The sequence below is a fragment of the Streptomyces sp. NPDC026522 genome (assembly GCF_055567555.1).
Map to the genome: position 1 here is coordinate 234,320 of NZ_JBVHQF010000013.1, position 20,372 is coordinate 254,691.

Here is a 20,372-nt window from a genome sequence, read left to right on the forward strand (position 1 = left end):
GAACAGCTACGGCAACCCCTACCAGATGGGCGTCGCCGCCGGGTCCAGCCCCTCCCTCGTGCCGCTCGCAACCGGCGGCTGGGAAGCCGCCTGGCACGGTGCCGACACGAACGGCACCCTGTGGTTGGCCACCGGCACCGGGACCGTCATGAACAGCTACGGCAACCCCTACCAGATGGGCGTCGCGTAGCAACATCAGTTAGGAGGCAAGCAGTTCAGCGAAACAAACCGGGTGGCGCCCCCTGGAATCCAGGGGGCGCCACGCGACATTCCCGGCAGCCGTCCGCTGACAACGCATGCCCGTCAACGGTCCTAGTCGTCACCATGGCAGACCGGGCACACGTGATCGTGCTCGGGGTACTCGAGCCACGGCGCGCAGCCGACTTCACTGCAGTCCGGCTGGGTGGGTCCTCGCCGATGCCGGAGCAGTAGAGGCAGCGGGTGAAGCGGTGGTCGACGGGGGCGCCGTGGTGGAGGTCGAAGTGGAGCTGGGCGAGACCACAGACTCCGAGCTCGCGCAGCAGGGCGTCGGCGGCGAGGACCTGGCGGTCGATGCCGGTGTGGTGGTGGTGGGCGAGCATCGTCACGGCGGTGCACCAGGCGAGGGTGGAGCGGTCGACCGGCACGGCGTAGCTGCTGGCCCACGGGTCGGCGGGGTCCGGGTCGGCGGGCGGCGGGGGCGGCGCGGTGAGCGGTATGCCCAGTGTGGTGAGCTGGGCCGTGACGGCGGCGGTGCGGCGGGCGAACTGGTCGAAGACGGTGGTGGGCATCGGTCCTCACATTCGACGGGGCCGTCGGGACCGTGGTGGTTCCGGCGGCCGGAGCGGGTGGGGTCAGCGGGTGGCCGGGACGGGCGCGGCCTTGTGGCTGGCGCGGTGCGCGCTCTGCGCCGGCTCGGCGAGGACGCGCAGGCCGTGGGGCTCGCCGACCGGGCCGCATACGCTGCACACCACGGCGTAGTTGCGGCGGCCGATGCAGCCGGAGCCGGCGTCGCGGGGCTTGCCGGAGGGCCGGACGGCGTGGGTGCATTCGGTGCCGTCGGGGTGGAGCGGGGTGATCTTCACGCTGATGCGGGCCACGGGCTTCGTCTCCTGTTCGGGTTCGGGGAAGGGCAGCTGGTGGAGCGCGGCCGCGGGGGTGCGGCCCCGGTGGGGCGCGGCGGGGTGGGCGGCTCGGTCCGGGTGAGTGTGGTCTCGGGGAGGAGTCCGAGCTGTCCGGCGGCGGCCGCCCGGGCGGCGAGGGTGATCGAGCGGGTGACCCGGTGGTGTCCGTGGTCGATCCGCAGGTGGCAGAGCTGGCAGGCGGCGAGCAGATTCGTCTCTCGCACGTCTTCCGGGTGTGGTTGAGGTGGGTGGTGGTGAGGCCGACCACGGACCCGGTGTCCGAGTGGATCTCCTCGTGGACGGCGGGGCAGCGGCCGCCGGGATGAGTCAGGCCGCAGTGGCCCGTGCACTCGCAGCGGCCGCCTGCCCACTCGAACCGGATCCGCGCGCTGATCTCGTTCCAGTCGTGCTGGTGGCGGTGCGGGTTCTCGGGACGGATGGGCACGGCCTCACTCGCCGCCGGCGGCCTGGCGCTGCTCGAACGCCTGGATCAGTTCGTCCAGCGCGCTCGGGTCTCCGGCGGGTACCGACCCAGACGCCGGCCTCGGTCCACATCGGGATCTCACCGGAGTCCTCAGCGTCGTACCAGCAGATGTACGGGCCGTAGCGCTCGATGACGACCGTGAAGAGGGCGGCCGGGTCGGACAGCTGCGGCGCGGTCGCCAGCACGGCGAGCGTGGTGACGACCAGCCACATCGGTTCGTCCGGCGTGCGGGGCAGCCGGAGGTGGCCGGTGACGCGGAGCTTGTCGCCGGGGACCAGGTCGTCGATGACCGTACGCGCCATGGCCGGGTCGGCGACGCTGCAGGGCAGGATCATCTCGTCCGTGCGCCCGTCCGTGGGGGAGACGGTGAGGCGGAACCGTGCCGTCGACCCGTGCAGGTCGCCGGCCGCGGTCTCCTCGTCCAGGAAGCCGGTCCAGGGCTATCGCGTCGTCGGCGGCCACGGTCAGCCGGCCTTCCGGACCGGCGCCCGGTGGGTGGCGTCGTACGCCTCCAGGATTCGCTTGGGCACCACGCCTTGGTCGGCGACCTGGTGGCCGTTGGCGCGCGCCCACGTCCTGATGGCGGTGAGCTCCTCCCGGGTGCGGCCGCTGCCCAGGCTCGCCCGGATCGGGGTGGGCGCGGTGGTGGTTGTGCGGGTGCCGGCCTTCACGGTGAGCAGCTCCTCCTGGGCCTTCTCCAGTTCGGCCTTGGCCTTGGTGACTTTCTCTTCGGCTTCGCGCTGGGCGGCCTCGCTGTCGCGGCGTTCGGACAGCTCGGCGAGGTCGGCGGCTGGTTGCTGCTGGTGGCCCAGGCGCCGATGGTCGCGCCGTATTACGAGTCGCTGCTGTCCGCATCCGGCCCCGCCGACCCGGTGGTGGACGCAATGGGCCAAGGCCGTTTCGGTCCAGCCGATACCTCTTCCAACTGCTCTGACCAGCGGCGAAAGTAGTTCTTGCCAGCAGGGAACACCACCCGGCAGGCAAAGGACCGGAAAGCATCACCGCGGGATGCAGACCGGTTCAGGACATCCGAGCCGACGTCAGAAATGGAACATCCCCATGCTTCGCATCCGTCTCGCCCAGGCCGCCGCGGTCACCACTCTCGCCACCACCCTCCTGCTGGCCTCCGCCGGCGCCGCCGGCGCCGACACCCCGCCCGCCACCGCCTCGGCCGTCCCGACTGCCACCACGCAGACCATGGGCTGGTCCTAACCCCCGGCCCTGCCAAGGCTTCTCATCACCAGCGCGCAGCTGCTACTGCAGGACAGCTGACAGCAGCCGCACAACCGCACAACCCCCTCGGCCCATCCACGCCGCGCGCACATCCGCGGCCCCGGCCGCATCAGTAGCCCCCGGGCCCGTCGGCCCACACGAGCCGTACCGGGCACCGACCCGCCGCTCGCTCGGGCCCCCGCAGCTCACCCAACGTCGTCGAACCCCCTGTGAGGCCCCGTCATGCCCGAAAACCCCCCAGCCAAGCTCCGCACGTCCGGTAAGCCCGCTGCTGCTAGAGCCACTGCGATCGCCGTCGCCGTCGCCGCCTCGCTGATGTTCTCTGCGACCACGGCCACCGCCGAAACCACCGCGTCGGCCGCTCAGGCCGCGGCCGCTCTCTCCACACCAACCGTCAGCGCGCTGACCATGGGCTGGTCCTAACCCCGCTCTCGCCTGATCCGGGCCCGGTCTCCCAGCTGCTCCTGCAGGGCAGCTGTCAGCAGCCCAATGCCCTCCGGCCGTTCCCGGCCACCACATGCTTCGCACCACCCGGCCGCAGCTTCCTGCGCCGTCACCGCCACCCCCTGTCGCCACCCGTGAGGCTCCGTCATGCCCGAAACACACCACAGCAAGCGTCGTGTCACCAAGAAGACCGCCGCCATCACCACGGCCGCGCTGGCCGCCGTCGGCCTGGGCGCCGGCCTGATCGCCACCGTCCCCGCAAACGCCGCCTCTGTCAGCACCTGGGACAGGGTCGCCCAGTGCGAGTCCACCGGGAACTGGCAGATCAACACCGGCAACGGCTACTACGGCGGCGTTCAGATCCTGCTGTCGACGTGGAACGCCTACGGCGGACGCGAGTACGCCACCTACCCCCACCAGGCCACCAAGCAGCAGCAGATCCTCATCGCCGAGAAGATCCTTGCCGGACAGGGCGCGGGGGCGTGGGGCAGCTGCGGAGCCGGGGCAGGCCTCGGTGGCGATCACGCCGACCCCTACCCCGCGACGGCCGTTCCTCCCGCACCAGTCGGCATGGTCCACCTCACCGCCGCCGACTTCACCGCTGACGGCAAGAGGGACCTCGTCGGCGTCGAGTCCGCCACCGGCAAGCTCTGGCTCTACCCCGGCAACGGCAACGGCACCCTCGGCGCCCGCACCCAGATCGGCTCGGGCTGGAACGGCATGAGCAACCTCACGGCTGCCGACTACACCGGCGACGGCAAGGCGGACCTCGTGGCGGTCGAGAACTCCACCGGGAACCTGTTCGTCTACCCCGGCAACGGCAACGGCACCCTCGGCGCCCGTACTCAGATCGGCTCCGGCTGGGGCTCGATGCGGGACCTCGCCGCGATCGATCTCGACAAGGACAACAAGCCCGACCTGCTGGCCATCGACACGGCAGGCGCTCTGTGGGCCTACCCCGGCACCGGCTCCCTGAACGGCAACAGCACCTTGGGCGGCCGGGTCCAGATCGGCTCCAGCTGGGGCAGCCTGACCGAACTCACCTCTCCTGGTGACCTCAACTCAGACGGCAAGGAAGACCTCGTCGCCGTCGACCCCGCCGGCGCGCTGTGGAAGTACCCGGCGACCGGCTCCCTGAACGGCATGAACACCCTCGGCGCCCGCAACCAGATCGGCTCCGGCTGGGACAGCATGCGCCAGCTCGTCGGCGCCGACTTCAACGGCGACGGCAAGGGCGACCTCGACGCCGTCCAGGCCCCCACCGGCTCCACCGGCACCTTCTACTTCTACCCCGGCAACGGCAGCGGAGGCCTCGCTGACCGCGCCCAGATCGGCACTGGCTGGTAACCCACCCGGGCGCACGCCGGCGTCGGCCCGCGCCAAGGCACCTGTTGTCAGCCAAGCGCACTCCAGGACTTCGCATCACTGCGGCTGCTCGCCGCACACCCTTCACTTAGAGATCTCAGGAGATCCACCGTGTTCAAGCTTCCGACCAAGCTGAAGAAGACCACCGTCGCCGCCCTGGTCGCTGCGGCCGCCATCACCGGACTGAGCGTGACCGGAATCGCCTCCTCCCCGGCTCTTGCCGCGAGCACCTCCACCGTCGGCGGCTCCATCACCACCGCCGAGGTCATGTCCCGCGCCCAGTACTGGGTCGACCGCGGCGTTCCCTACAGCCAGTCGGACTACGACCCGGACCCGCAGGGCCGCAACTACCGCCAGGACTGCTCCGGCTTCATCTCGATGGCCTGGCACCTCAACACCAGCCTCACCACGTGGTCCCTGCCGGATGTGGCCACCCGCCTGGCAAGCCTGGACGACCTGCAGCCCGGTGACATGCTGGACAACATCGACTCCCACGTCGTGCTCTTCGGCGGCTGGGCCGACGCCGGCCATACCACCGCCAAGATCTGGGAGGAGGCCCGCCCGGGCACCAACGCCCGCATCGATTCCTCCTACTACACCCGCACTTACCTGAACAACAACGGCTACCGCCCGTACCGCTACAACAAGATCGTCGAAGCCGCCCCGACGCCGACGGACGCCGGCATGACCAACCTCGCCGGCGGCGACTTCGGCGGCGACGGCAAGGCCGACGTCGTCGCTGTGGAAACCTCCAGCGGGAAGCTCTTCTACTACCCGGGCACCGGCGGCGGCCAGCTCGGAGCCCGCGTCCAGGTCGGCACCGGCTGGAACACCATGAGCGAGCTCACCTCCGGCTACTTCACCGGCTCCGGCAAGCTTGACCTCGCCGCCGTCGACAACGACGGCGTCCTGTGGATCTACCCGGGCAACGGCAACGGCACCTTCGGCGACCGCGTCAAGGCGGGCACCGGCTGGGACGGCATGCACGACCTGGCCGGCGTCGACCTCAACAAGGACGGCAAGAGCGACCTGGTGGCCGTCGAGTCCTCCACCGGCAACTTCTTCGCCTACCCCGGCAACGGCAACGCCACCTTCGGCGCCCGCGTCCAGATCGGCTCCGGCTGGAACGGCATGGACCAGATCGTCAGCCCCGGCGACCTGAACAAGGACGGCAGCGCTGACCTCGTCGCCCGAGAGGTCTCCACCGGCAACCTCTACGTCTACACCGGCACCGGATCCTTCAACGGCGCCAACACCCTGGGAGCCCGCACCCAGATCGGCACCGGCTGGAGCGCCATGACCAACCTCGTCAGCGGCGACTTCAACGGCGACGGCATCGGGGACGTGGACGCGGTCCAGGCCAAGGTCGGCGACACCGGGACCTTCTACAGCTACCCCGGCACCGGCGCCATCAACGGCACCAACACCCTGGGAGCCCGCACCCAGATCGGCACCGGCTGGTAACCCCTGCCAACCCCCAGTTCACCGGGGCCGCCGCGTCACCCCCGACCGGGTGCGCGGCGGCCCCCGCGCACAACCGCCGGCCGAACCGGAAGGACCGCCCGCCATGCCCGCCCCCGCCCGCAACACCCGAACCCCGGCCCGGATCAGAAGAGCCACCGCCGCCCTCGGCGCCGTGGCGGCCTTGGCCGCGGGCCTCGCGACCGCCGGCCCCGCATCCGCACTGCCCGCCATCACCGACGCCTCCCTCGCCACCCCCAACGCCATCACCCGCACCAGCACCGCGGGCCTCGGCCTGAAATGGGACACGGGCGCCGACGCCGCCCGGGTCGCCACGTACGAAGCAGCCCACCCGGCCTTGGAGCGGACCACCGTCACCGGCATGCTCGACAACGCCCTGGACACCTCCGCCCGGCCTCTGTGTCACCCCACCCACATCACCGGCGCCCAGGGCTTTTGCTGGTCCGCCGAGGACGACGCCTCCGGATCCTGGACCCCGCAGGGCGTCACCGTCTCGATGGCCGGGGGCCGCAAGACCGTCGTCACCAGCTGGTACGGACCCGGGGGCACCGAAGACCTCACCTTCACCGACGTCACCGACCCGGCCGCCGTCCGCTACCGGCACGTTCAGCTCGTCGGCCTGTCCGCCGACGGCACCAGCTACGGGCCGCTGACCCTCGGACACGCCAACGCCGTCGTATGGGCCGGCACCCGCCTCTACGTGGCGAGCATCGGCAGCGGTTTCGACGTCTTCGACGTCAACGACATCTGGCAGACCGGCGCCGACACCTACGTCCTGCCGCGCACCGGCAGCTATGCCTACACCGGCGCCGGCAGCGGCTGCGGCGCCTACATGGGCGTTCCCGAACGCCCCTGCCTGTCCTCCGCCTCCCTCGACCTGAGCGGCCCACAGCCCGCTCTGGTCACCGCCGAGATGGACAACAAGCACACCGGCGCCGCCTTCGACCTCGCATCCGCTCCGATCGTCCGCTGGCCCATCGATCCCGTGACCGGCATTCTGAAGGCCGACGCGACCGGCCGGGTCCAGGCCTCCGAAGCGTTCAGCTCCCCCATCGGCGGAACCCAGGGCGTCGCCATGGACAAGGGCCGGATCACGTTGTCCGCTCCCTGCCCGGAATACGTGGACGGCGGCACAGTGCACCTGCCGAGCTGTCTCTACCACGGTGTCGTCAACGAACCGGTGTGGCTGATGACCCGTACCGGGATCTACAACGAAAACCTCGCCTACCTGCCCGGCACCGACGAGCTGTGGATGGTCAACGAACGCCCCGGCGAGCGCATGGCCTACCGCACGGCCTGGCCCACGCCGCCCCCGCTCGCCGGTCTGGTCAACCTGACCGCCGGCGACTTCACCGGCGACCGCAAGCAGGACATCGCCGGGATTGAAGCCGCCACCGGTAAACTCTGGCTGTACCCGGGCAACGGCAACGGCACCCTCGGCGACCGTATCCAGATCGGCACCGGTTGGAACGGCATGAACAAACTCACCGCAGGCGACTTCAACGCCGACGGAAAGACCGACCTCCTCGCCATCGAAGCCGCGACCGGCACCCTCCAGCTCTACCCAGGCACCGGCGGCGCCAACGGCATGAACACCCTGGGCGCCCGCACCCAGATCGGCACCGGCTGGGCAACCATGAGGGACCTGACCGCCCTCGACCTCAACAAGGACGGCAAACCCGATCTGCTGGCCATCGACCCCTCCGGCACCCTTTGGGCCTACCCGGGCACCGGCTCGGGTCTGGGAGACCGCCAGCAGATCGGCGCCGGCTGGAACAGCCTGTCCGAACTCACCAGCCCGGGCGACCTGAACTCCGACGGCAAGGCGGACCTGGTGGCCGTCGACCACGACGGCAAACTGTGGGCCTACCCCGGCACCGGCACGCTCACCGGCATGAGCACCCTCGGCGCCCGCACCCAGACCGGATCCGGCTGGGACATCATGCGCCAGCTCGTCGGCGCTGACTTCAACGGTGACGGCAAGGGCGACCTCGCCGCCATCCAGGCGCCCGCCACGTCAACCGGCGACCTCTACCTCTACCCCGGAACCGGCACCACCACCTTCGGCACCCGCACCCAGACCGGCTCCGGCTGGTAGACCACAACGGGACCTGCGCACCAACCTGCCGCCGAGGCAGCTGGTGCCATGGTTCGGGTCTACGCCAGCCCGCTACGTACCGCCACGGAACACGTCAACCGCCTGCAGATCATCGTCACCGGCAACGACTGCCCTCCGATCGAGGGCATTCACCGGGCGCAGGAGCTGTCTGACACAGACCAACTCGTCCCTATGCCCCCTGCCGAACCCGGTGATGAGCAGCCTGCAGACCCGCCAGCAGGGGAAGCCGGCGCATGACGACCGCAGCGGGGCGGGGACAGGAACACCTGCTCCCGCCCCGCTGCGCGTTGTACGGCTATGCCCACCTCATCCCGACCTTGGACAGCTGCTCCACCCGCTCCGGGGACGGCGCGGCGGCTTGGCCGCTGGTTGTTGACCCATGCCCCCAGGCGGAACTGGAGATCCCGGCCGTCCTCGGAGCGCACGGTCTCCACGTGCTTGCGGGGCACCGTCAGATGGGCCCTCGCGCTCGTAGATCTGCTTGGCGGCCTCGTAGTTCATCGCCCACTTGTCGGCCTGCGTACGGCGCGGCTTCGGCTTCTCGTCCTCGGCTGCGGGCTCGATCCCGAGGACCTTCTCGCGCATCCACTGCTGCACGCTCGTGAGCTGGTCCCAGCCGAGCCGGACCGACTGCACCCACCGCCCGAGATCCTTGCCCTGGCGCACGACGTCGCCCGCCTCGGTGGGCAGCGCCTCACCGGCGTCCAGGTGCATCCGGAACAGGTGGGAGCAGCGCTGCCACGTCACCGGCCAGCTCTCGGGCACCAGGACGCGTCGATCTCCTCCAGCTGCCCGCGCCGCTCATCCGCAGCACCCCGGCCGACGACTCCACCGGCAGCCCCTCGGCACGCCGCTGCTCGTTCTCGGCGGCCTTCCGGGCGGCGGCCCGCGCGTTCTTCAGGGAGATGCCCACCTTCGCGCCCTGGAAGGTGGCGTCCAGCGGCGCCAGGAGGTGCCCGTGTTCGGCCGCCCACCCCCGCGCGGCGGACAGACCCTCCTCCCACGCGACGTCGAAGTGCGACCAGATCATGCCGAGCTTCTCCAGCTGGGCGACGCGGTCCTCGTCCATGTCCCCGCGGGCGTAGGACCTGCGCGCGTCGGCGGTCCACTGCCCCAGCGGGAACCCGGCGAGCGAGGCCGGCCACCCCGCGCCTTCCGCCTCCTGGCCCTCGACGGCGGCGGGCACCCGGAACGTGAACGGCACGCGTAGGTCACCGTCCTCCTCATCGGTGTCTGGGCGGCGGCGCGCTTCACTTCTGCACGGGTTTGTACGAGCGCAAGGCCGAGAACCTCCGCGGCAATCCGAACGTCGCGCTCACCACCGGAAGCAACTCCCTCCACGGGGGCCTCGACCTGGTCGTCGAGGGCGAGGCAGTGAGGGTGACCGACGCCGGACGGTTGCGTGCGCTCGCCGCGGAATGGCACTTCGACGTCGGCGACGGCGTCTTCGTCAACCCCGGTGCCGGGGAGGCGGTGGTCTTCGCGGTCGCCCCGCGCACGGTCTTCGGCTTCGGCAAGGCCCCGTACAGCCAGACCCGCTGGCGCTTCGCCTGAGCTTCGGCGCCGGGCGGGTCCAGGGCACGCGCGACGCAGCGCTAGAGGCTGAGAGCGTCCTCGGCGTTGTCCATCCAGGCCGTCACGGAGTTCTTGTCGGGGGAGACGTACAGACCGGGAGTCGACGCCGTCAGCGGGGTCTGCTCCAGGTCCGACTCCGTGTTCATGGTCAGCCCGATCGAGTTGACGGTCTTGCCCTTGCCGTCGTTGGCGCCGCCCATCAGCCCAGCGTACGCCGACTCCCCCGGGTCGAGCCTGATCGCGTCCTCGATGCCGGGAGCCGTGCCGCGCTCGGTGGCCTGGCCGGCCAGGCCACCGAAGGCCACGATCGGATGCCCCAGTGCCCTGCACGCCTTGGTGCCCTTGTTGGTGATCTTCAGCAGGTAGCTGCTCGTCGTGGGCTCTGCCAGGGTCGCGGTGAACTTCACGTCGAACGTGCTGCACGGGAAGACGTCGAAGCCGGGATCGGTGGAGGGCTTCGTCGGCTTCGGCAGCTTCGCCGGCTTTGACGTCGTCGACGGCTTGGCCGACGCGGTCGGCTTGGCCGGCGTCGGCGGTGCGGCCGGCGTGGCGGACTTCGCCGGGCTCGCGGTCGACCCGCCGGCCCCGCCCCCCGCGGTGTCCTCGGAGGGTCCACAGGCAGTCAGGGCGGCCAGTGCGGATACGGCGGCGAGGACGGCAGCGGCTCTGCGTACGGTGCTCATGGTGTGGTTCCCCCCGATGAGAAGCGCGAAGTGCGCCGGCTGGACTGGGCCTGAGGATTCGAGCTGAGCACCAGCGTCCCGCAGAACCTTCACAGGTTGATGACGGTGTGTTGCCGAGTCCACCACGATCGCCTCGGCGCGCCGCGCCTGCGGCGTGAGCCGGTGCCGCCTCAGACAACGTTCGCCCCTCCTCGTGTGCTGTTCGTGAGGGCCGGTGCTCTGGTCCGGGGAGCGATCTCTTGGAGGTCGTCGACGGTGCCGGACATGATGGCCCGGATGTGTGCGGTGAGGTGCTCTGCGGGCCAGTGCCACCAGGCGAGGTCGAGAGACGGGCGATGTCGTCGTTGTGGCGGGTGCGGATGAGTGCGGCCGGGTTGCCACCGACGATGCCCCCTGGCCGACACGGTCGCTGCCGCCCTCACGCTCGCCACGAGCAGCCGCTGATCCCCACCGCACCACAGCCAGCCACCGAGGAGGAATCATGATGGAACGCGTGTACCTCAACAACCGCAGCGGCGAGCGCCGCATCACATCAAGTTCGACGAAGCCGTCCTGGTGAAGGTCTCGGCTATGTGGAGTCCTACGGTGCCGGATGACATCGCGACACCCCGTTGTCGGTGCCCGCTGCGAGGATCACCGGCATGGAGATCAAACATATCGACTGGCGGAACTTTCTGGCCCGGTGGAGCGAGGAGTGGGCGGACGCACACGGTGACGTTGAAGAGCTGAGCCCCGACGACGTCGCAGCATGGCAGGGCAGATGGCTCGGCGTCGATCCGGCCACCGAGGCAGACATCGCTGCGATGGAGAACCGGCTCGGCCGCGCGATGCCGCCCTCCTACCGCGAGTTCCTGCGGGTCAGCGACGGCTGGCGGCACGCCGGCGCCTTCGTCTGGAAACTGGCCGGCACCCGCGAGGCGCACTGGCACGACGACGCGATGGGCCTCGGCGAGGATTTCGACGAGTTTTGGGGCGAGGAGGACAACCCCGACGAAGTGCGGGCGCAGGTGGGCCTGTGGTCCCGGGCGCTGCAACTGGACGTCGAGTCGGATATCACCTTCGTGCTACTCGACCCGCAGGACGTGGGACCGGACGGCGAGTGGGCGGTGCGGGTGTGGGCTTCCTGGCGGGCCGAGGGGAACCCTGAGCGGTATCCGTCGTTTGCGGCGTTCATGGTCGCCATGCACCAGGAGTTCCACGCGCACGCGCCCGGCCGGGACGGCGAGAACGGCCCCGCATTCGTCAACGGGACGACCCGGGCCCAGGACGCCGCCGTATCCCGGGCCCGGACCGCAGCACTGGGCGGCCGGCACGAAGAGGCGGCCGCCCTGCTGGAGGAAGCGCAGAAGTACGGCCGGCCGTACGCGCTCGAACTCCTGAATCAGATAGCGCAGCTGAAGGGATCGCGTGGGCGCGGGGTCCAGCCGCCGAACCCCGACAACCCACGCTTCCTCAGCGAACAGCTCCCCTTGACCGCCGCCGATCTGCTCAACAGCGGCCGGCCCGCGGAGGACTGGCACTACTCCGACCCTGCCATCTTCCCCGACACCGCCCGGGCCGCAGCTGACATCCAGCGCGCCGTACGCGAGGGGACGTACCGCTACCGGCCCGGCGGAGCGTTCGGCGCGGCCGTCCACGAGGCCCGCGAGCAGGCCCGGTGGGGCGACACCGATGCCGCCTGGCACATTCTGCGTGCCGCGATCCCGTTGTGGGAGCCGCTCGGCCCGGGCCACATCGCGCCGGTGGGCCTGCTCGCCGACCCGCTGCTCGCCCCTGTACTGACCGCGGAACGGCGCCTCGAACTCCTGCGGACCCCGCGCGGCGGCGAGAGCGGCCCGGCCCCGGTTCCCGCCGGCGACCGGAACCCCGACGGCCTGTCCTGGCTCGTCCGGCCCGGCGGGCTGCGCCCCTGGCAGACATCGGTCAGCGACTACCGGATGATCCTCGTCGAAGGCGTAGCCCCGGACGAGCTGCCCGCGCTGCTCGGCTCATCGCCCGGCACGGTGCTCTCCCCACCCCTGCGGCAGTGGGATGTCACCCGGCACCACCGATCCGGCCAGCAGGTCTTCTCCAGCTACGACGACAAGGCGCTTCTCAGCGTCGGACGGGTCGTGTCGGGCTGGAGTTTCGCCTTCGAACAGGACCCTTCCGCGGGATTCGACACCGCGCGCTTCGTCTCTCCCGCGCCGGCCGCCTCGGCCGGCGGAGGGTGGGCGATCGTGATCTGGCACGAGTGGCGCCAGGGCATCCCGCTCTTCCACGTGTCGGCCGCCAAGGGTGGCACCCTGCGCTACGCGTTCACCGTGCGCGCCGGGACGCTCGAAGCCACCGTCGGCGACGTACCTGCCGAACTGACCTCGGCCACCCTCGGGTTCGATGCCCCCGACGGGGACGGTCAGGCCGCGGCGGCAGCCCGCGTCCTGGACGCCATCGCCCGCCTCCACGGTGTCACCCTGCCTCGCCTCGCCCTCACCGAGGGCCGGCTGCACACCTTCGAGTCGCTCTCCTGGAGCCGCCCTCCCGGCCCCGGAGAGACGTACATGATGATCAGCATCAGCTAACCCCGCTGGCCCCGGCCTCGTCCGCGCTTCTGGGGCTGTGCAGGGGGTGGGTGGTGATGTCTGCTTCGGCCGCCCGGACACGGTGGGCGGGGACGTCGGGCGCTTGCACGGTCTGGTCGTGTTGGGCCTGGCCAGGACCCACGGGCGAGCTTCGCTCCCGCACGGCTGCGCTCACTGCTCGTCGGTGTAGGGGCTCCACACGGTGGGTCCGCCGCCACGCCACTCGATCAGCAGCGGATCGTCCAGCCGGACATTGTCGGGATCCAGGCCGGCCCGCCGCAGGAACTCCAGAAGATCACCGGGGCCGAGGGCACGGCCGAGGATTTCGCCGTCGCAGCGGACGCGGCGCCCGCCCTGGGCATCGGGCGGGTAGACGATCACGCGTAGGGCGGGGCTCATTCCTCCACCCTGCTGCCGGCCCTTCATTCCAGCACTGCGAGTGCGGTGTGCGGGCGGCACTGGGGGCAGGCCGGCACGCCTTGGGCGAGCAGGTCGCGGATCTGGTCGGCGGTGGCGGGGGCGCAGTGTTTGCCGGTGTCCCAGCATGTTCCGATGTGGACGCGGCCCGGGGGTCGGTCGGCGCCGATCTCACGCTCGACCAACCACGCGGGCGGCTCCTTCGGCGGGCGGCGGCGCCGTGCTGCGGCTGCCTCGGCGGCCTCGGCCGCGTTCAGCGCCCGCTCGGCGCGGCCGAGTTCGCCGCGCAGGTAGGTGACCAGCGTTCGCAGACGCGGCAGATCAGGCGGCAGGACGGACACGGTTCAGCCTCCGTCCTGCGCCCGCCGCAGCGCCCTACAGGCCGCGCACAGCGGGTTCCCGCCCGTCCCGTACCTGCATGTGGCGGCGTGGCACCGGGCGCATGGTCCGGTCTGGCTCGGCGCCCATGTGACGACCTGCGGGCGAGGCTGGGGGGTCTGCTCGGGCTCGTTCATGCCGGCTCCCGTTCCACCGCTGCCAGGGCGTGGCTGCGGGCGACGCGGCGCAGCTCGACTCCGCCAGCCCGCCAGCCGGCGGGCTGCGCCCAGTAGGGGTGGGTGTGCAGGCGCGCGGACAGGGCGATCATCCGGCGCCGCAGTACGGTCGAACCGGAGGCGGGCGGGGCCTCGGCGAGATCAGCGTAAGTACGCAGCCACGCCCTTTGGAGGGCGAGCAAGTCATCGGGGAAGCGGAATGGTGCTCTCACTCCTCTATTGCAACATGTGTTCGAATTATTGCGCGAGTGCCGACAATGACGCGGGCCGATTGTGACTGAACACTCCAGTTGGCCATTGAGCGTTTCAGTTGGCTTCTTGTGTGCTCGGCGCCGTGAAAGGCTGTGGTGGCATGCCCTATCACCTGCGATTCTTCTTCGATTACCGTGCCGACACCCCTTTGTGGCCGGGCCCGTCGGGCACTCCCGACCTCGACAGCCCCTACGGCTATCCCTGTGCTCCGGAGAAGCTGCCCATCACTCCGGTCATCAGCAACGAGCTCTCTAGGCTCGCCGACCTGTACCAGTCTTCACTCGACTGGGACCATCCGGCGGGCCCCTCTCCTTGGACCCGTGACCAGCAGGAATCGTTCCAGCGTGAGGCCGATACTGCACTGGAGGCGTTGCGTCGGGAGCTGGGGGACGGCTGGACGGTTGAGGACCGGAGGGGCTGACGGCCAACAACTTTGCTCGGCTGGCCAACTGTGGCGCTCAGTCACACCGATTTCTCCACTGCGGGGCGGTTCTGCTGTAGCCCTCGGATGGGTGGTCGGCCGGGGTGTCGGCCGGGCAGTGCCGGGTCTCTCATAGAGCGGGCTGACCCTTGGAGGGGGGACGAGGGAGGTGTAGGACGTGGTGCTCAGGCCGCCGGTGGAGCCGATGTTGGCGCAGGCCGCCGAGGTGATCCCGCCGGTGCGTCCGCTCGGTTCGGAGGTGGCGTATGAGCGTCCGTTTGACCGCGGTCGAGCGTCGGGAAGAAGGGTGATCTGGCGTTCGCTGAGGAGCGGGTGAGTCAGGGGTGTTCGGCCGGCGGTGTCGGTGCAGCGTGATACGACAGGGGGGATTGCCGACCGGCGGCGCAACAGGGGAGAAGCATGACGTCTGAGGAGCTGGTCTTTGATCACGAGGAGGTACGGGCTCACGGGTTCGAGCTGTACGAGGGAACGCAGCTCGACGTGCGCGTGGTGATCTCGGGCATGCCGAAGGACGTCAAGGACGGGTTCCTCCTCGAAGAGGTGGCCTGGAGCCGCTTCGGGCATGCCTACGGCTCGGGACATGACGTGCCTGAGCGACTGACCCGCTTGCGTTCCCAGGACGCTGAGACGGCAGGGCTGGCCCTGGATCTACTGTGGGGCAGTGTCGTTCACCAGGGCACGGTCGGCTCGGTGGCCCCACTGACGGTGCCGTTCCTTCTGCGCATCGCTGCCGACCCCTCGGCGCATGGACGTGCAGGCGTACTCGGCCTGGCCGCCGCGGCGGGGCGAAATGAACACTGGGGATACGGCACTCGCAGCACCTTCCTCAAGGTGGCTACCCAGGAACTGCGATCCGACTGCAGCGGCTACTTGATGAACTGGTCCATCGAAGCATCACGCAACGCCGTAACCGCCGATGTCGACCTGCTCCTTCCACTTCTCGACGATGCGGACTCCGACGTTCGTACCTCCACTTGCTACACCCTGGCCACTGCCTCCGGCGAGGCAGGCCGCATCACAGACGCCCTCCGTGCTCGCCTGATAATTGAGAGGTCTCCCCGGGTTCGCGCAAGCCTTGTGCTGGCCGTTGCGGAGCTGGGCCGCGAGCACACTGTCGCCGGCACCGCCGTCTGGGCCCGTGCTCTATGGACTGATCCCACACAGCCCGCAGACGTCCGAGTGCCTGCCGCACTGGCCTGGCTCTGCCTCGTGGACGGTCCCGTCCCGGACGATCTGCGGACAACGCTCGATGTTCTGGTCACGGACGGCCTGGCACAGGTCCTCGACGATGTGCCGTGGATTGCACATGTCGACGACAACGGACTTGACCGCACCCTCGATCAGATGCTGAACAACGCGCTACCGGGCGTCCAGTGCGATGACCCCTGGGCCTGACTCCGCCTGTGTCCGGCCGTCCCAACTCATCAGCGAAGAGATCCTCGACCACCCGGGAGATGAGGCAGCGCGCCTGCGGCTCCAACCCGCTCTACACAGCCGGGCCTTCCGTCAGAAGCGCGGGCGGCGGGGCAGTGGGGTGACCGCACGGGCATCGTGGACGGCGGTTTGCAGCCGGTCGTTGTCGATGGTGAGGCGTCGGATGGCGGCGATGGCGAGTTCGAGCTGTTCGGCGAGGTCGCGGTTGTCGCGCCGGAGCCGGGCATTGTCGGCTTTGACCTTGCCGTAGGCGTCTGCGGCCGCCGTGCCGCCCGCGGGGCCCGGGGTGTCGGACAGTTCGGTGCAGATGCCGGGGAAGTTGCGGCGGAAGGTGGTGTTGGCGAGGCCGAGGTGATGATCTGTGGGTTTTTGTTGGTGTTGGTTCGGCAGCGTGATGTCAGTGTGGTGGTTGTTGGGTAGGCGCTGTTCGGCTGGGGCTTGTTGAGGTTTTTTGTGCTGACGTGGATGCCGATCTGTTGCTGTCGTTTTTGGTGGTTGGCCTGGTCGGTTTGTTGCCGGTTGGTATGACGGTGTGGGGTTGTTGCTGGTCAGGGGCCGTTCAGGTGGTAGCGGATCGCTGTTGCGGTGTGGCGGAGTTGTTCGCTGTTCTGGCTGTTGATCAGGGGCAGGAGTGGGCTGTCGGGGGCGCGGTCCTGTAGTCGGCCGTGGGTTTTCGCTGTGGTGAGCAGGGGGCTGGCCCAGCCGGGTACGGGGTGGATCCGGCAGTGGCGGTGGGCTCGGCTGTCGTGGGTCTTGAGGATGCGCGCGGAGTCGTCGATGTCGGTGCCGCGTATCAGGGCGAGTTGGTCGGTGCTTGCCCCGGTGATGGCGTGGATGGTGAGGGCTGCCGCGTGTAGTGGGTGTGCGATCTGGTGGAGGCGCTTGGCCAGGACCGCTTCGTGGGCTTGCTGGGCGGGGACCGCCGGCGGGTGGGGGATGTGGTGTGCGCCGGGGCAGGGGGCGCGGGGTGGCCGGGTCACGGGTGTGCCGGAGCGGCGTGGGGGCGGGGTGATCCACTTTCTGTCGTCTGGGCTTTGGGCGGTGTCGGTGGGCGGGTCGGCGGTCGGTGGCCGGAGGGCTGTGTGGAGGATGGCGTGGGCCCGGTCGAGGTTGTCGATGACCTGGTGCTCCACGCCGTCGAGGGACTGGGCCAGGGCCCTGTCCGGGGGTTGGTGCCATGGGAGGGTGAGGTGGATGCCGGTCCGTTCGCGCAGGGTGAGTAGTTGTCTGTGGCGGGCGGTGGTGAGGCGGTTGGTGCGGCAGACGGTGATGTGGTTGATGTGGTGGGCGAGTGTCCAGGCGGTGGCAGTGTTCCACGCGGGCGCCAGGGAGTCGGCCCAGGTCCCGTGTGGGGCGCTGTGGGCGGGGAGTCGTTTGCCGAGGGCGTGGAGGAGGTCGTGGGCGAGGGCTGCGGGTGCGCCGCCCGCGGTGGTGGGGTGGACGGTGATGCGTCCTTGGGGCGGGTGGTGGGCTGTCAGTGCGGCGGTGGTCCAGTCGGGGTGGTCGTGGCGGTCGATGAGGACTGTGACCGGTGGGAGCCGGCCGGGGGCCACTACATGCCGCCGATCTTGCTGTAGACCCATCGCACGAGGTCTTCGTCGACCTTTTTGAGGTTGAGTTTCTTCATGCCGGCGAGGATGTGGGTGGTGAGGTTGGCCCAGTTCCGGAAGCTGCCGTGGGCGGCCTGTTTGTCGATCGCGTCGATCAGCGTGGTGTCGACGTCTGCCCAGACGGGGTGGAACGCGGGGATCGTGGCCCGTACCTCGTCTTTGGACATGCGGGTGAACTCCTGCCAGATGAAGATCCGGGAGGCGAGCATGGGCTCGCGGCGCAGGACTTTGTAGCAGCCGTCGCCTCCGGCGAAGATCACCGCGATGTTGGTGCGTTTGTCGTCCCACAGGTGGCGCCAGAACTCGAATCCGGTCTTCTTCATCCACTGGGCTTCGTCGCAGACCAGGACCCGGAACTCTTCGGCGAGGGCTTCTTTGAGGAGGGTGTCGAACTCGATCGGCCGTATTGGGGGTTCGCCGGGCAGGCCCAGGGCCTGGAAGAGGCCGTGGCGGATGTCGCGGGGGGTGGGTCCGGCCCTCAGTTCCAGGCGGTGGGTGATGTCGGGGGCGAGGTGGCGCAGCGCGGAGTTGACCGACATGGTCTTTCCGGATCCGGCGGGTCCGTAGACGCACATCATGGCCTTGGCCTCGATGACGGCCTCGATGTTGTCGCGTGTGGTCAGCAGGGTGTCGGTGCCCACCAGCTGCGCCTGTTCCAGGCCCAGGAAGTGGTCTTCGCGTTCGTCGGGCAGGAGTCCGTAGTCCAGTTCTGTGATCATCAGCTGTCGTCCCTCTTGGGAGTGGATGCGCTCGGTGGCCTGGGGCGCGCCCAGGTCTGGGGTGCGGGGCCGTGCGGAACAAGGTCGGGGCGGGCCAGGGCACGGCGGTCTGCCTGCGCTGCTGCGCCCAGTTCTTCTTCGGCTTGGGCGGTGGTGGGGGAGGCGAGGGAGTGGGGCGGACTGGCGGTGGTGGAGGCCTCGAAGCGGCGGCGGCGTAGTTTCTCCGCGGCCTTCAGGTCGGCTTTGAGCCGGCGGGCTGCTGCGCTCCGTGCTGCTTGGACGGAGCGGATTTGCTCGCGGCTCGCGGCGGTGGCCAGGAACGCCGACCCGAGGTGGTGGCCTGTGGCGACGTCGAAGATTTCGATGGTGTCGTCGTGGTGGGGGAGGTGGCGTACGGAGATTTTGGTGCCGGTACGGCCGTTCATCCAGGGGGCGAGGTAGTCGCGGCGCCGCCACCGCACCCCGCTGGTGCTGATCGTGTACGTCCGTCCGTCGTCCTCGAGGGCGAAGGTGGCCAGCTGTTCGGCGCGCACGTCCGTGAGCGGGGTCGCGTCGGCCTGCCACGCCTCGAGGGGGGTCTTGCCGTTCAGAGCGCTCGGGTGGTGGCGGGTGTTCCACCAGGTCACCCAGTTCAGCAGCAGTCCGATGAATGCCTCGTAGGTCAGGGCTGGGGCATCGGGGTCGGCCAGTCGGCCGCCGGTGAGTTTCTGGCGGCTTCGCCGTTCTTGAGTCCTGCCCGCTCGCCGCGGGTCAGGTCCCGTCGGATCGCACGGTGCAGTGTGGAGAGAGACGGCGGGGCAGGCGCGCCCGGGTTTTTGGCTGCCCGCTGCAGCAGCTCGGCGTGGACGCGGGAGGCGTTGCCACCCCACAGGGCCAGCAGCCGCCTCACTTCCGTGGTGACAGTGAAGTGCGAGGCCTCCATCCGGGCGAAACGGCGGTCTTCCCTGGCTGCGGCCAGCCACCGCCACACGGTCCGCTCCGACTTCCCCAGCGCCTGGGCGACCAGGCGTACGTGAGCGGACGTCAGTTCACCGCGCTCATCGAGGTCCAGCAGGCGGGGCATCGCCGCAGCCCGTCCGGCCCGGGGCGGGAACACGGCGGCAGGGCCGCTCACAGGATCCTCGCCACTTTCCATCACGCGCTGCCCCTCTCCGCGCCGAGCACTGGACAGCGCAGCCGGCCGCCCCGATCCCAGGTATCCCAGCTCTTCGGCACCCAACTGACCTGTATCGGCATACGACTGACAGCACCCACCGCCATCCGGTACAGCCAAGGGAGCCGGCGCATACGAGGTATGAAGGCCAGTCAGGGCCATGACTCCACTGGCGAGTCAGGCCCCAGCATGGGGTACCCCCTAACCCAATCTCCATCCATCTATCAGAATGAAGCACCAAAACTGAGACCGACCTCATCGTAGACCCGAGGCTGCTGCGCCGCCCCAGGCTGGCTCGTCACCTGGCTGACAGGAATCGGCATGCGGATGACAGTGGACTTCGTCATCCGCAACAGCGGCACCGGTGAGCCGCGGGCAGCGTTCAGGCCCGTCCTGGCCAGCACAGCGAGCCTCGCAGACCAGAAGCCGGCCGCGCCCCACCCCTGCTGCCAGCCGCCCGCGGAGCGGGCTGGTCCTGAAGGCGGAGCCGGAAGGACCCGGGTGGGGGAGCGGAGCGGACCCGCCCAACGGGCCGTAGGCCCGGACCCCGTGAAACGGAGTCACCCAGGCCTGCGGAGCAGGCCGTTCGGGGTGGAGCGAAGCGAAACCCCGAACAGTCCGGAGCGAAGCGAAGGACACCCGGCCCGAAGGGCCGGCCCTGGCTCGGCGAAGCCGAGCCCCGCCGAGCGCAGCGAGGCGGTTCTCTCCTGAGCGCGCAGCGCTCAGGTACCCGCTCCGCGGG

Annotated in this window: 23 protein-coding genes and 1 pseudogene; 10 read left to right on the forward strand and 14 right to left on the reverse strand. The window is 69.9% G+C overall.

All coding sequences use genetic code 11. The annotated features are described in order from the left end of the window. Positions 1–190: hypothetical protein (locus ACZ4M3_RS30160; protein ID WP_467737953.1), on the forward strand; the 190-nt coding region annotated here is incomplete at its 5' end. A 25-nt stretch (positions 191–215) separates the two neighbouring features. On the opposite strand, the gene ACZ4M3_RS30165 is transcribed toward ACZ4M3_RS30160, so the two are convergent. The 4 genes from ACZ4M3_RS30165 to ACZ4M3_RS30180 form a co-directional block, all read right to left on the reverse strand. After that, the gene (locus ACZ4M3_RS30165) at positions 216–770 is read right to left on the reverse strand and encodes a hypothetical protein (RefSeq protein ID WP_467737955.1); all 555 of its coding nucleotides are present in this window, start codon (positions 768–770) and stop codon (positions 216–218) included. A gap of 63 nt (positions 771–833) precedes the next feature. Continuing rightward, positions 834–1,079 (reverse strand): hypothetical protein, encoded by a 246-nt coding sequence (locus ACZ4M3_RS30170; protein WP_467737957.1) that lies wholly within the window; start codon positions 1,077–1,079, stop codon positions 834–836. Next, on the reverse strand, positions 1,061–1,327 hold the full coding sequence (locus tag ACZ4M3_RS30175) for a hypothetical protein (protein WP_467737959.1): 267 nt from the start codon (positions 1,325–1,327) through the stop codon (positions 1,061–1,063). The genes ACZ4M3_RS30170 and ACZ4M3_RS30175 overlap by 19 nt, the downstream gene beginning before the upstream one ends. A gap of 724 nt (positions 1,328–2,051) precedes the next feature. After that, positions 2,052–2,480, reverse strand: a complete 429-nt coding sequence (locus ACZ4M3_RS30180) for an Lsr2 family DNA-binding protein (protein WP_467737961.1) — start codon at positions 2,478–2,480, stop codon at positions 2,052–2,054. A 166-nt stretch (positions 2,481–2,646) separates the two neighbouring features. Here ACZ4M3_RS30180 and ACZ4M3_RS30185 point away from each other — a divergent pair, with 166 nt between their 5' ends. The 4 genes from ACZ4M3_RS30185 to ACZ4M3_RS30200 all read left to right on the forward strand — a co-directional run bounded on the left by ACZ4M3_RS30185 (position 2,647) and on the right by ACZ4M3_RS30200 (position 8,209). After that, complete coding sequence (locus ACZ4M3_RS30185) at positions 2,647–2,799, forward strand: hypothetical protein (protein WP_467737963.1); 153 nt, start codon at positions 2,647–2,649, stop codon at positions 2,797–2,799. 612 nt (positions 2,800–3,411) lie between these two features. Then, positions 3,412–4,611: an FG-GAP-like repeat-containing protein gene (locus ACZ4M3_RS30190; protein ID WP_467737965.1), complete on the forward strand. Its 1,200-nt coding sequence runs from the start codon at positions 3,412–3,414 to the stop codon at positions 4,609–4,611. Positions 4,612–4,740: 129 nt separating this feature from the next. Next, positions 4,741–6,093 carry an FG-GAP repeat domain-containing protein gene (locus ACZ4M3_RS30195; RefSeq protein WP_467737967.1) on the forward strand — a complete coding sequence of 451 codons (1,353 nt, stop codon included), beginning with the start codon at positions 4,741–4,743 and terminating at the stop codon, positions 6,091–6,093. 103 nt (positions 6,094–6,196) lie between these two features. Continuing rightward, the gene (locus ACZ4M3_RS30200; RefSeq protein WP_467737969.1) at positions 6,197–8,209 is read left to right on the forward strand and encodes an FG-GAP repeat domain-containing protein; all 2,013 of its coding nucleotides are present in this window, start codon (positions 6,197–6,199) and stop codon (positions 8,207–8,209) included. A gap of 327 nt (positions 8,210–8,536) precedes the next feature. On the opposite strand, the gene ACZ4M3_RS30205 is transcribed toward ACZ4M3_RS30200, so the two are convergent. After that, entirely contained in the window at positions 8,537–8,944 is a 408-nt protein-coding gene (locus tag ACZ4M3_RS30205; RefSeq protein WP_467737971.1) for a hypothetical protein, read from the reverse strand. Further along, positions 8,925–9,434: a helicase associated domain-containing protein gene (locus ACZ4M3_RS30210; RefSeq protein WP_467737973.1), complete on the reverse strand. Its 510-nt coding sequence runs from the start codon at positions 9,432–9,434 to the stop codon at positions 8,925–8,927. The genes ACZ4M3_RS30205 and ACZ4M3_RS30210 overlap by 20 nt, the downstream gene beginning before the upstream one ends. 38 nt (positions 9,435–9,472) lie before the next feature. Between ACZ4M3_RS30210 and ACZ4M3_RS30215 the strand changes: the two are divergent. Further along, a pseudogene (locus tag ACZ4M3_RS30215) lies at positions 9,473–9,784 on the forward strand (pyridoxamine 5'-phosphate oxidase family protein); the annotation flags it as partial. A 41-nt stretch (positions 9,785–9,825) separates the two neighbouring features. On the opposite strand, the gene ACZ4M3_RS30220 reads toward ACZ4M3_RS30215, so the two are convergent. Next, on the reverse strand, positions 9,826–10,488 hold the full coding sequence (locus ACZ4M3_RS30220; protein WP_467737975.1) for a DUF4232 domain-containing protein: 663 nt from the start codon (positions 10,486–10,488) through the stop codon (positions 9,826–9,828). A 641-nt stretch (positions 10,489–11,129) separates the two neighbouring features. On the opposite strand from ACZ4M3_RS30220, the gene ACZ4M3_RS30225 reads away from it, so the two are divergent. Further along, entirely contained in the window at positions 11,130–13,049 is a 1,920-nt protein-coding gene (locus ACZ4M3_RS30225; RefSeq protein WP_467737977.1) for an SMI1/KNR4 family protein, read from the forward strand. Between the two features lie 171 nt (positions 13,050–13,220). Here ACZ4M3_RS30225 and ACZ4M3_RS30230 read toward each other — a convergent pair whose 3' ends face one another. The 3 genes from ACZ4M3_RS30230 to ACZ4M3_RS30240 form a co-directional block, all read right to left on the reverse strand. Then, on the reverse strand, positions 13,221–13,448 hold the full coding sequence (locus ACZ4M3_RS30230) for a hypothetical protein (RefSeq protein ID WP_467737979.1): 228 nt from the start codon (positions 13,446–13,448) through the stop codon (positions 13,221–13,223). 23 nt (positions 13,449–13,471) lie between these two features. Next, a complete protein-coding gene (locus tag ACZ4M3_RS30235; RefSeq protein WP_467737981.1) occupies positions 13,472–13,807 on the reverse strand; it encodes a DUF6233 domain-containing protein in 336 nt (111 codons plus the stop codon). 170 nt (positions 13,808–13,977) lie between these two features. Then, on the reverse strand, positions 13,978–14,232 hold the full coding sequence (locus tag ACZ4M3_RS30240; RefSeq protein ID WP_467737983.1) for a hypothetical protein: 255 nt from the start codon (positions 14,230–14,232) through the stop codon (positions 13,978–13,980). Between the two features lie 110 nt (positions 14,233–14,342). Between ACZ4M3_RS30240 and ACZ4M3_RS30245 the strand changes: the two genes are divergently transcribed. The 3 genes from ACZ4M3_RS30245 to ACZ4M3_RS30255 all read left to right on the forward strand — a co-directional run bounded on the left by ACZ4M3_RS30245 (position 14,343) and on the right by ACZ4M3_RS30255 (position 16,568). Then, entirely contained in the window at positions 14,343–14,693 is a 351-nt protein-coding gene (locus ACZ4M3_RS30245) for a hypothetical protein (RefSeq protein ID WP_467737985.1), read from the forward strand. Between the two features lie 420 nt (positions 14,694–15,113). Then, positions 15,114–16,109, forward strand: coding sequence for a hypothetical protein (locus tag ACZ4M3_RS30250; RefSeq protein WP_467737987.1), 996 nt, complete (start codon positions 15,114–15,116; stop codon positions 16,107–16,109). Positions 16,110–16,265: 156 nt separating this feature from the next. Beyond that, entirely contained in the window at positions 16,266–16,568 is a 303-nt protein-coding gene (locus tag ACZ4M3_RS30255; protein WP_467737989.1) for a hypothetical protein, read from the forward strand. Positions 16,569–16,696: 128 nt separating this feature from the next. On the opposite strand, the gene ACZ4M3_RS30260 is transcribed toward ACZ4M3_RS30255, so the two are convergent. The 4 genes from ACZ4M3_RS30260 to ACZ4M3_RS30275 are packed head-to-tail and all read right to left on the reverse strand — an operon-like array spanning position 16,697 to position 19,540. Further along, entirely contained in the window at positions 16,697–17,701 is a 1,005-nt protein-coding gene (locus ACZ4M3_RS30260; RefSeq protein ID WP_467737991.1) for a hypothetical protein, read from the reverse strand. Then, a complete protein-coding gene (locus tag ACZ4M3_RS30265; RefSeq protein WP_467737993.1) occupies positions 17,701–18,477 on the reverse strand; it encodes an AAA family ATPase in 777 nt (258 codons plus the stop codon). Before ACZ4M3_RS30265 ends, ACZ4M3_RS30260 begins: the two co-directional genes overlap by 1 nt. Beyond that, entirely contained in the window at positions 18,477–19,103 is a 627-nt protein-coding gene (locus tag ACZ4M3_RS30270; protein ID WP_467737995.1) for a Mu transposase C-terminal domain-containing protein, read from the reverse strand. Before ACZ4M3_RS30270 ends, ACZ4M3_RS30265 begins: the two co-directional genes overlap by 1 nt. Before the next feature lie 35 nt (positions 19,104–19,138). Then, a complete protein-coding gene (locus tag ACZ4M3_RS30275; protein WP_467737997.1) occupies positions 19,139–19,540 on the reverse strand; it encodes a hypothetical protein in 402 nt (133 codons plus the stop codon). Between the last annotated feature and the right edge of the window lie 832 nt (positions 19,541–20,372).